11 protein-coding genes and 1 pseudogene are annotated in these 10,848 nt (G+C 60.5%); 5 read left to right on the plus strand and 7 right to left on the minus strand.

Annotation, left to right across the window (positions count from 1 at the left end; genetic code table 11):
• The first annotated feature begins 207 nt into the window (after positions 1-207).
• Positions 208-675 (plus strand): ester cyclase, encoded by a 468-nt coding sequence (locus ACQUQ1_RS13690; protein WP_435064860.1) that lies wholly within the window; start codon positions 208-210, stop codon positions 673-675.
• Between the two features lie 43 nt (positions 676-718).
• Here the strand turns inward: ACQUQ1_RS13690 and ACQUQ1_RS13695 are convergent, their stop codons facing one another.
• From ACQUQ1_RS13695 to ACQUQ1_RS13710, 4 genes and pseudogenes are all read right to left on the minus strand, one after another.
• Positions 719-991, minus strand: coding sequence for a hypothetical protein (locus ACQUQ1_RS13695; protein WP_435064861.1), 273 nt, complete (start codon positions 989-991; stop codon positions 719-721).
• 27 nt (positions 992-1,018) lie between these two features.
• Positions 1,019-1,084, minus strand: a pseudogene (locus tag ACQUQ1_RS13700) (hypothetical protein); the annotation flags it as partial.
• 12 nt (positions 1,085-1,096) lie between these two features.
• Positions 1,097-1,342 carry a hypothetical protein gene (locus tag ACQUQ1_RS13705; RefSeq protein ID WP_435064862.1) on the minus strand — a complete coding sequence of 82 codons (246 nt, stop codon included), beginning with the start codon at positions 1,340-1,342 and terminating at the stop codon, positions 1,097-1,099.
• Between the two features lie 473 nt (positions 1,343-1,815).
• Entirely contained in the window at positions 1,816-2,316 is a 501-nt protein-coding gene (locus ACQUQ1_RS13710; protein ID WP_435064863.1) for a hypothetical protein, read from the minus strand.
• 1,331 nt (positions 2,317-3,647) lie between these two features.
• Here ACQUQ1_RS13710 and ACQUQ1_RS13715 point away from each other — a divergent pair.
• The 4 genes from ACQUQ1_RS13715 to ACQUQ1_RS13730 all read left to right on the plus strand — a co-directional run bounded on the left by ACQUQ1_RS13715 (position 3,648) and on the right by ACQUQ1_RS13730 (position 6,842).
• On the plus strand, positions 3,648-4,043 hold the full coding sequence (locus tag ACQUQ1_RS13715; protein WP_435064864.1) for a type IV pilin: 396 nt from the start codon (positions 3,648-3,650) through the stop codon (positions 4,041-4,043).
• Positions 4,044-4,049: 6 nt separating this feature from the next.
• On the plus strand, positions 4,050-4,481 hold the full coding sequence (locus ACQUQ1_RS13720) for a type IV pilin (RefSeq protein WP_435064865.1): 432 nt from the start codon (positions 4,050-4,052) through the stop codon (positions 4,479-4,481).
• Between the two features lie 54 nt (positions 4,482-4,535).
• Positions 4,536-5,330 (plus strand): hypothetical protein, encoded by a 795-nt coding sequence (locus ACQUQ1_RS13725; RefSeq protein WP_435064866.1) that lies wholly within the window; start codon positions 4,536-4,538, stop codon positions 5,328-5,330.
• A gap of 213 nt (positions 5,331-5,543) precedes the next feature.
• Positions 5,544-6,842, plus strand: a complete 1,299-nt coding sequence (locus ACQUQ1_RS13730) for an RNA-guided endonuclease InsQ/TnpB family protein (RefSeq protein WP_435064867.1) — start codon at positions 5,544-5,546, stop codon at positions 6,840-6,842.
• Here ACQUQ1_RS13730 and ACQUQ1_RS13735 read toward each other — a convergent pair.
• From ACQUQ1_RS13735 to ACQUQ1_RS13745, 3 genes are all read right to left on the minus strand, one after another.
• Positions 6,825-7,292 carry a signal peptidase I gene (locus ACQUQ1_RS13735; protein ID WP_435064868.1) on the minus strand — a complete coding sequence of 156 codons (468 nt, stop codon included), beginning with the start codon at positions 7,290-7,292 and terminating at the stop codon, positions 6,825-6,827. The genes ACQUQ1_RS13730 and ACQUQ1_RS13735 overlap by 18 nt on opposite strands.
• A 20-nt stretch (positions 7,293-7,312) precedes the next feature.
• Entirely contained in the window at positions 7,313-8,557 is a 1,245-nt protein-coding gene (locus tag ACQUQ1_RS13740; protein WP_435064869.1) for an RNA-guided endonuclease InsQ/TnpB family protein, read from the minus strand.
• A gap of 683 nt (positions 8,558-9,240) precedes the next feature.
• The coding region (locus ACQUQ1_RS13745) for a PAS domain S-box protein (protein ID WP_435064870.1) at positions 9,241-10,848 on the minus strand (1,608 nt) is incomplete at its 5' end.

The following is a 10,848-nucleotide window of genomic DNA, read 5'->3' on the forward strand; positions in this document are numbered from 1 at the left end:
GTAGGTACCGGTGAAATTTCTACCAGATTGCGTTGACGTTCATAGCGCCTTGCTGAATACAGCGCGTGAATGCAGCACCGGACCGGGTTCCGAATCAGGGTCACGGAATCGACACGTCCGGCCGGTGTATTTCAGCAGCTCTCCGGCTGTCTACAGGCGACCCGTCCTGGCCGAACTTATTAGTCCGCGTCATTCGATTGCGCTGCCATGAGTGCGTCCGAGCTGGACTCCCGCATCGAGCGAGCGATGGAGACGTTCAACGAGCACGACCTGGACCAGCATATGGCGGCGTTCGCCGACGGAGCGACGTTCGTCGACCCGGTTCTGGACGGCGAGGTGTCCGGCGAGAACCACCGCCGCTACCTGGCGGAGGTTATCGAGGCCTTCCCCGACATCCACCAGGAGGTAGACCAGGTGCTGTGTGCTGGCGACCCGACGGTTATCGAATCGACCTTCCGGGGGACCCACGAGGGCGAAATAGAAGGAATTCCACCGACGGGCAATTCGGTCGCCGTCCCGCTCGTCTCGATTATCAGCGTGTCCGACGAGGGCATCACGTCCTGGCGGGACTACTGGGACCAGCAGACGTTCCGGGACCAGCTCGGGTTGACCGTGCCCGCGGTTCTCGGACACCTCCCGAGATTCGCTCGCTGGAAACTCGCCGACGCGCTGTGAATCGTCGTCAGCCCTGATACGCGGCCCGGTTCGCCTGGCTCTGTCAGGTTGAGGACGGCGACGACCCTCGCTCGGGCGAACTAGCACCGGCCGTCCGGCTGTGGGTAGCCTCGTATCCGAGCAGTCGGCCGATGGGCGCGAGCGCCGAACTGACGGCCTGCTGGACGAACACAGGAGCGACAGTCAGGTAGACGCTCGTGTCGGGATACTCGTCGAAGATGACCGCCGACTGCAACAGGCCAGGAGCCCCTTCCTCGTTTGTCTTGCCGGCCTGTGCGAGCGCGTAGACGGATTCGGCCCACTCCTCGGTCCGCAACGCGGGGCGGACCTCCCACGTGATGCGGGCAGGACGGTCGCTGCGGTTCCAGTGGCGGTGTGGCTCACCCGGTGGAAAGGTGACGGTGTCGCCTTCGGTGACCGTTCAGGCGTCGCCCTGAAACTCGACGCGCATCTCGCCGCTCACCACCTCGATGCGTTCCTCCTGCTCGGGGTGGACGTGTTCAGCCGTGAGGTCGATTCCCCACCGCTCGTGGTCGAGTTGCGTATCTTCGACATCGAGTGACGGGTGGAGCGTGCTCTCGAAGCGTACGAACTCCCCGTCCGTCTCGTCGGCACCGACCAGGACGACGTGTGGATTCGCTTCGTCGAAATCAACTGGGCCTGTCATGGTGTTCAGTTGACCGATAGTGAACTTAGTGGTTCGGCGTGGCGGGCGATATGTCGGCATCGGTGCAGCGGTGCGCCGATTCGGTCGAACGGCCGGTTCGGTGATTGCTGTTCCCGAAGTGAGAGTCGCTCTTATGCGTTTGATAAAAGGGTTGCTGCACTCATCCTCTATATCGGTCACGCCGCTACTGACAGCAACCGGGTAGCTCGTCGAGGTTATGCTGAATACAGCGCGCATATCGGTCACTGATCACTTTGGGTGTGGTGAAAGGCCGTATCGGTACAGACAGAGAGGAGATGCAGCGTAGCGGGACGTTCCGTTCAGTGTTCTTCGACTGAACCATCGTCGGGGTTGACCGTACCGTATTCGAGGCGGGCAGCGACATCGTGGGGTCGCTGTCCCCTCTCGAACTTCTGCTGATATCGACGGATCCAGACAACGATTAGCGGGGTGCCAACGACGGTCGGCCACAGCTAGCGCACGACAGTTGGGAGAAACAACAGGTTCACCGCGGAAACGGCGGTCACGGTGGCGATGTAGCCGCCGAGCATCCGGGCGATATGCCGATAGAACCAGTCGAACCGGACGGTCGGCCCACGAACGAACGTGAACGCGTCCTGTCCGGCGAAGACGAGTCCCAACACGCCGAACGCGACGAGGACGAACGCACGGGCACTCCCGGTCGTGAGTGCCTGCCAGAGTCCGAGTCCGACCATACCCACGCCGACGAGTAGCATCAGTGCCGCTGCCACGTAGTCGACGGGTGTAGCCCCGTCCCCGCGGTCAGGATGCTTCTGGCTGAGCGCGCGGTAGCCGGCGAACACCATGTACCCACTGAACACGCCGATCGTACCGAGAAACAGGTCCTGTGTCGCGCTCGTAATCACGAGTGCCGTCGCGATAACCACCCCCATCCCGCCGACGTAGCTGAGTCCGAGCCGACGGTGGCGAGTACTGCCCTTTCGCGCGACCATCGCTCCAATCCCACCCAGTAATGCGACCGTTCCTGCGGCGATATGCAGCCACAGTACTGGCTGGAGTGAGGACGGGACGGCCATGCGTAGTAGTCATCAGTAACAGAACGACCTGACCGTCTTGAGAATTCCGCATGAGGTATACACCCTCTGTATCTACCGATTTGGTAGATTTGAGCTGCGGTGATTGAAGCAGTCAATAGTGTTCGCTGAGTTGAAGTTACAGTTGATATTCAGCGATCTCGTCAGATCCGCACTCAGGACACTCGTTTGTGCCCAGCGAGAGCGTTGTCCCACACTGCCGGCACTCAACAACCACGTACCGGCTAGTATTGGGGAGCAACCGAGCGATTACTGTGCGGACACTCATCGAATTCGTGGTTTCGGTGGCAGTGAATTAATGCTACTGGTGAATCGTGCGCCTCAGAAATCTGGTGCGTTCACACCACAATCACGCCAAAGGCTTATTTTAGACGCATCTGAGGATTCAGGTGGAAGGATGATGTCACACGCTCCTTCCCCCGTTCCATGAGTAGCGACACACCGACGTTGGGTCGCTGTCCAGACTGTGGTGAGCCAATTTCCCGTGGGCGAATGCTGATTGAATACGAAGAGACTGATGGAACACGCGGTGTGTGGGCCGAGTGTCCTGAATGCGATGATGTAGTCGCACCGGAGTGAGACATGTTGGAGTTCGATATGTGCTCTGTATTGACCGCAACCGGGTCAGCATGTATCACTTGCTGAGGATTTCAACAGAGCCGACGGGGAGGGAACGAGCCGATCCGCCGCTCCTGTCTCTCCGGATTCTCTCAGTGAGCCGCCGCGGGGTCACGCCCCGAGACACTCGGCCTGCTCCGCGTGTAGATGTGACACTGCTGAACTGACGACGTGCTTCTCTCACGGGGTCAGAGGGTGCGGCTTCGTGCGACCGACGAGGTCCGACTCGGGTCCGGGCGAGTCAGCGACGGATGTGTTCGTCCAACGAACCTTCGTTCGCGGCGGAAATGTGGAGTCGCGAGCCACTGCACGGGCGAAGTGAGGACACCGGGTTTATCATGTCATAGGATAATTACCGAGCGATTTATGCGAAACGAGAGCGAATAAACTGGTGTTTGTGACAGATACGAACGCGCTCCTCCCCTCCCTACTCGCTCCCTTCGGTCGCTCCTTGAGGAAGGGGACTCTGCGCTACCGCTTCAGTTGAACTGTGTTCTGAAGAAATCAAATATAATAATTTGAGCCGCGAGTTTTTATAGAAGGTACTCAATCGATAGGTAAGCACAGCAAGGGGCGGGGAAGAGGCCTGTCGCGCTGTGCGGGAGCAACCAATGGACTTCACAAACCTACTCGACGGCGACGATCGTGCCGTGTCCCCCGTTATCGGGGTGATCCTCATGGTCGCGATTACCGTGATCCTCGCGGCCGTGATCGGCTCGTTCGTCCTCGGCCTGGGGAACAGCGTGCAACAGACGGCGCCGAACGCCAACTTCCAGTTCGAATTCAGCGGTGGTGATGTGACTGCGACCCACACCGGTGGAGACTCGATTCCTGGGGACCAGCTGAACATCACTGATGGTACTAACAGCGAAGCGTTTACACAGACGACAGTAACCGCTGGAGACTCTTCGAATCCGCTCACGTACAGCGGCGACACCGTCCGCGTGATCTGGACCTCGGAGAACGGTGAGACCTCGCAGACGCTCGCCGAGGAGACCACTCCCTGATCCACAATGAACTTCAAACAACTCATCGACGACGACGACCGAGCCGTTTCGCCAGTCATCGGAGTCATCCTCATGGTCGCGATTACCGTGATCCTCGCGGCCGTGATCGGCTCGTTCGTCCTCGGCCTGGGGAACAGCGTGCAACAGACGGCGCCGAACGCCAACTTCCAGTTCGACTACAGCCAGGAGGGGGGAGACTACAACGTGACCGCCACGCACAGCGGTGGTGACACGATCAGCGATGGGGAGACGGTGACCCTGAATGCGAGCGATAGCGATGGTAGCGTCGACCAGGTCAACCAGTTCTCGACGCCGGTTTCGGCCGGCGACTCCGCAGAACTCGGCAACGTCTCCAGCGGCTCCACCGTCCGCGTGATCTGGACCTCGGAGAACGGCGAGACGTCGCAGGCACTCGCGACCGGCGAGACGCCCTCGTAATCCCCGACCGCGAGCAGTTTTCGATTTATATACGTCCACCCGACAGTGACAACCGTGACCATCGTTTCAGAAACCGACCTCGCCCGCACGTACAACCACCCGAGCTACGCGGATGCGGCCGACGTAGTCGCCGACTACGAACGCGTCCAGCGATACGCCAGTCACCACCCGGATCACGGCCGGACGCGGGTCGGTTCGGCGTTGGACCTCCCGCCGTCACGCGTCCGCGGCTGGCTCGGGGACGGGAAACCCGACGCTGTCCGCGGGATCGAAGCCGCCCGCGAGTACGGCTGGTTCGATATCGCGCCGGCCAGCCAGGCCGGATCGAACTTCGCGGTCGCCGTCGCCGGGATCTACACCTGCGGCGGGATCAGCGCGGGAACCTACGGCCCCTCGTGGAACCCGTCGACTCCGGAGGTCCGGACACGCCTCGAGGACGCGCTCGGTCACCTCGGTGTCGGCGTGACCACGCGGCACGAACGCGATCCGGACCGGCCGACGGAGGTCGTGCCGGAGCGAGACGCGGTGCTGTTCGGCCGGGTGCTGGCCGGGGCCGGTGTGCACGTCGGCCACGCATCCAGTGTCGGTCCCCTCCCTGAGTGGATCGAGTCGCTCCCGGAGGCGACTAAAGCGCTGCTCGGGCGAATCTGGATCCACGAGCGTGCGACGAAGGACCCCGAACGGACGACCGTCAAACTCCAGATGCGCTCGCGAACGCGGTCGTTCAAAGAGCACGTCGCAGCGCTCGTCGAACACGCGACCGGCGGATCGGTCACCGTGACCGAACAGAACATCATCATCCCTGCGGCGACAGCGGAGCAGTCGCCGGCTGTCGGATTTCCCTCGTAGGGGGCGCCCCGCCGGTTCTGCGGGGAAGATATCGCCGTGAACAGTTGACATCCGCTTGTTCGGCAGGCGAGTTGTCTCTCACAGAGACGCAAGGAGGAAGCCCACGGCTTCAGCCGTGGGAGGAATCCGACACTACCCGCGAGCGATGGATGGCCGACTCCTCAACGCCGGTCGGATAATTTATAAAAAGTCAGTTCGACATGTGAAACACGGATGGGGGATGTGATTCGCACCGTCAAGGTCAAACTCGACGTACCCGACGAGCGGTGCGACGACCTCCATCGGACTAAAGACCAGTTCCTCCACTGTGCAAACACGACCGCAGCGTGGGCGTGGAGACACCCGAACGACTACTGCGTCACCTCGAAACAGAACGCCGAGAACGCCCTTTACGACCGACTCCGCACCGAGACGGAGTTGACCGCGAATCTCGTCCAGAAGGGAATTCGACGTGCTATCGAGGCCACGAAAAGCGGTGTCTCCCGACTCAAGAAGGGCGACAACACAAGTCAACCGCACTTCGACGCGTGGAGCGTCGTCTACGACAAGCGGTCAGCGACGTTCCACCGCGACCACGTCTCCCTCTCCACGGTGAACGGGCGCGTCGAGTGCGACTACATGCTTCCCGACGACACCGAAGGGACGCCGATCGGTGAGTACCTGTTGAACGAGGACTACGAGTTCCGCATGTCCACGGTGCAGTACGACCGGCACTCGGAGTCGTTCTACCTCCACGCGCGGATGCGCCGAACCACCGACGAGCAAGCCCCGTCCGCGTCTTCTTCCGATGCCGAGCACAGAACAGTCCTTGGCGTCGACTTGAACGTGGACGGCTCGCTCGCCGTGACTTCCACGGGCGCGTTCATCGGGAACGCCGACGAGATGACCCACCGACGCCGTGAGTTCGAGCGGACTCGCGGGTCGATGCACCAGACCGGCACGCGGTCGGCACACCTGTCGATTCAGTCGATAAACGACCGCGAACACCGCTGGATGCAGGACGAACTCCACCGCGCCTCGAACCAGATTCTCGACGAGGCCCGCGATCACGGGTGTACGCACGTCGCGTTCGAGAACCTGACCGACATTCGCAAGCGGATGGGTGGCGCGAAGCGGTTCCACGCGTGGGCGTTCCGACGCCTGTACCAGTACGTCGAGTACAAGGCTGAAATGTACGGTGTCGAGGTGGAGCAAGTGAGTCCCGCGTACACATCTCAGCGGTGTTCGAAGTGTGGGTTCACCCACGAGTCGAACCGGCGATCGAAACACCAGTTCGCGTGTCAAAAGTGTGAGTACGATCTGAACGCGGACTACAACGCGAGTAAGAATATTGCTCGCAAGCTGCTCAAGCGACTCCACTCGGGGCAGACGTCTTCGGGTGGAGGCGCACCCCGTCAGTGTGCGCTTGCGTCAGGGACGCTGAACCTGAACGGCGAGTACAACGCCTCCGTCCAAGCGACGGTTGAAGGGGAGTCCACTGACAAGCCCACGACTTCAGTCGTGGGTCACTGACTTCTCGCTGTTCCGACCGGCATACAGCCGATACAGCTCCGAGCCGACAAGGAGCAGTGACGGACACACGACCAGCAGGACGAGACCGATGGACGACTGCGCAAACAAAATGACGTGACCGATGGCCGGAAGGTGAAACCACACCTCGCCGAGGACTTGATCGTGAGCGACCGGTTCGGGATCGATGTCCTCGTTGGCGTCCCCTTTGGTTCGGTACCTGACCGTCCCGTTTTCCCTGGATACGGACACCACCCGATGCGTGACTCGGGCCGTTCCGCCCTGGGCGGACGCGCCCTCCTCACGGTATGTGATGATATCACCCTCGGCGACCGCCGACGGCTCCGCCGACCGAACGACCACGACATCTCCCGCCTGGATCGCCGGCGACATACTTCCGGACAGAACGACGAAGCTCGCCTCGGCCCCGATTGTCTGCGGCGCAGCCAGCACCGTCAGTGAACTACCCTACCCTACTCGCTCACGGCTGACGCCGTTCGCTCCGTGAGGGTAGGGCTTCCTGCTTCCACGACGCGCTTTGCAGACACAACCGCAGTGTCCGCAGAGAGCGCAGTCTCCACAGGCGTTGATTCGGAGTGTCCCACTCCTACGTCTTCGAGACCGCGAGAAAGGATGTTCCACGCCGCGTTCGCGTCCCTGTCCGCCTCAAAACCGCAGGCGGGACAGGAGTGTTCACGCACCCACAACGGCTTGTCCGTCGAGACGCCACAGGACGCGCACTCCTTGGTCGTCCCGCTCGGGTTGACCGCGACGAAGTGCGTCCCCTCTCGTTCGCACTTGTATTCGAGCATCCGGAGGAACGTCCGCCACGCGGCAGACGCCGTGTTGCGGCTGTTCGACGGACTTTCCATCATCCCCTTCACGTTCAGGTCTTCGACCGCCACGAGGTCGTACTCCCGAGCGTAGTACGCCGAGAGTTTGTGCAGGAAGTCGCGGCGCTTCCGTCGGAGATCGGCGTGACACTCCGCAACGCGCCGCCGTTGCTTCTCGTAGTTGTTCGACCCGTGTTCTTTCCGTGAGAGCTTCCGTTGCTCGCGTTCCAAGCGGTCGCGCTCGCCGGAGAGGTCGAGCGACCCGACTGCCGTACCGTCGGTGTCGTGGGCGTACGTAAGAATCCCCACGTCGATGCCGACGCACTTTTCGGGATTCTCAGGCGGCTCGGGCGGTTCGTGGTCCATTTCGACGCCGAAGGTGGCGAACCACTTGCCCGTCGGTTCCTTCTTCACCGTGACCTGCTTGAGTTTGGCGTCGTCGGGGATGGCGCGGTGGAGCCGAATCGGTATGTCCGCGAGTTTCGAGAGTGACAGGACAGTCTGACCGCCCTTCTTGTCGAGCTTGAAGCCAGACTGACTGTACGTGAAACTGCGGAACTCCCGTGGCGGCTTCCACGTGAGTTGACCGACGCCGTAGCCGTTCTCCTTGAGTTTGGAGAGTCCTTTGAGGTTGTCGAACAGCCGTTCTACGACGGTTTGGAGAACTTTCGAGTACACATCGGAGAGGTCGTCCCACCACGTTTTGAGGTCGGGGAGTTCCGACCGTAGGGTGGTCATGGACGGTAGTTCGCCGTGTTCGTCTTGGTATTCGTTGAGGCGGTAGAGCGTGTGGTTGTACAGTTGCCTACAAATATCTCGGTAGCGGTCCAACTCCTCGCGGTGGGTGTCGGACGGTTTGAGACGGTATTTGTAGGCGTAGTACATCCGTTACTCTCGTTCCTCAATTAGCTCGTCCAACTGCTCTCGGACGAACGACGAGAGGTTGAGGTGTTGGTCCTCAATCCACTCGTCTTGGTCCTCTCGGATGGTGATTGTCTTCCGTTTCACCGTAATGCACACTATGCACACTACACGTATAATAGTTTTGGTGGAACGTTGGCCTGTGGGCCGAGCGTCGAACGTGTTTGAGGACTGTGCGGCGCTGTATCCCCTCCCTGCTCGCTCCCGTTGGTCGCTCGCTGAGGAAGGGGGCTTAGCGCCTCAATCAGCTAAAACCAGGCTTGCAACGAGCACGGTCGTGCCGATGAGGCGCGCAGCGCGTTCGATCATCGATTGTCGGACGTCCCGCCGTTCACTGTAGGTGAGGATGTCTCCCGCATCAAGGCCCCGATCCCTGTCGAACGTACCCACGTATCGCTGTGCTGTCGGGCTACGAATTCCTCGCTGCCCAGTATTAGCAGAACCGGTGGTTTCGACTGTCGTCCGCGTGCTGTCCGTGGAGATATTCCATGTTCGAAATCCGAATACTCTCCCCTGATACACTCGTCGGACTCCTCCCGCGGCTGAAGCCGTGAGCTTCCTGCTTGTTCCTCTGTTCCGCAGAGAATGCGGTCGGTGATTGCCAGCGGAGATATGGCACTTTCTCCACGCCGAATGGCGGGAGGATATCAATCGGCAACGAAGTCTACGCCGGTGATCTCGAAGCGTGCACCGCCGTCGGACCCATCCGTGACGTGGATTTCCCAGTCGTGGGCGTAGACGATCTCCCGTACAATACTCAGGCCGAGGCCGGTCCCTTCAGTGTTCGTTGAGTATCCGTCGTGAAATATCACGTCACGTTCCTCCTCGGGAATGCCCGGTCCATCATCCTCAATGTAGAAGCCGTCATCCAAGTCGCCGACTGTGATCGTGACATCCCCACCTCCGTGCTCGACGGCGTTCCGAATGAGATTCTCGAACAGTTGTTTGAGCCGCCCTCGTTCGGCCTTCACTCTTCGAGTGATGTCGGTGACGAGAGACGCGTGATCCGTCTCAACAGTTGTCCAACACGATTCGACCACGGCCGTGAGGGCTACCGGTTCTCTGTCCGTGGCAGCGTTATTCTGCCGGGAGAGCGTGAGAATGTCCTCGATAAGCGCTTCCATGCGGTCGTGTGCTCGCTTGACCGTTCCGAGATGCGCGCTCGTGCAGTCCTCCCGAGCGAGTTCCAAGTGCCCTTCAGCGATATTCAAGGGGTTGCGAAGGTCGTGACTGACGACACTGGCGAGTGTTTCGAGCTGGTCGTTCTTGCGTTTCAGCTCGCGCTCGCGCTCGTTTCGCTCCGTGATATCGCGCAGAATACCGACCGACCCGTCGAACGAGGGCCCCTCGAACGGAAGAACTCCGATATGGTCCTCGCACGGGATCCGCGTGCCGTCCTTAGATAGGATCTCGACCTCGAAGCGATAACTCTCGGGGCCATCCGAGGAGAGTACCTCTCCGAGCGCGTCCTCGGCCTTGGCGAGGGCGTCCTCGGTTTTGATCAGCGCCACGTCGGAGCCGAGGATACGCTCTCTGTCGTATTCGACCAACTCGACGAACGCGTCATTTACATACTCGAACCGACCCCGCTCATCGAGAGCGTATACTGCATCATCGAGCGCTTCGATGAGCGTTCGATATCGGTTGAGATGCTTTTTGACAGCAGTCTCATTGGAGAGATCACGGACCGTACACACGAGTTCGCCGTACTCGGTCCGTGTCACTCGATGGTCTTCGAGGAACGTACTCCCGTCCGCTCGAAGGCCGGTCGTCGTGCCGTTCCAGTAGCCCATCTCCTCAACTTGTGGAAGGATATCCTCACGGGCTCGTTGGATCTCGTCATCCGGATAGATCAGACTCCAATGTTCGCCGACCATCTCCCCGGATTTGTACCCGTAGAGATCTGCATACTTCTTATTGACATAGATGAACTCGCCGTGTTCGTTGAGGATACTGATTCCGTCCCGTGCGGTTTCGATAGCGTCGAGATGCCGCTGTCGCGCCCGTTCGGCGCGATATCTGCCAACCGCATTCTTGATCCGGTTAGCAAGGACCGTGTATTGGTCCGTACCGCTCCCCTTTTGAAGATAATCGGTGACGCCCGCCGAGATCGCGTCGCTGGCGACCTCCTCACTCCCCTTTCCTGTATACAAGATGAACGGTAACTCTGGATACTCTTCACGGACGCGTTCGAGGAAATCGATTCCGTTCCGACCGGGCATCTCGTAGTCAGAAACGACGCAGTCGACGTCACC

Source organism: Halobaculum sp. EA56 (assembly GCF_051195075.1).
In the GTDB taxonomy this organism is placed as follows: Archaea; Halobacteriota; Halobacteria; order Halobacteriales; family Haloferacaceae; genus Halobaculum.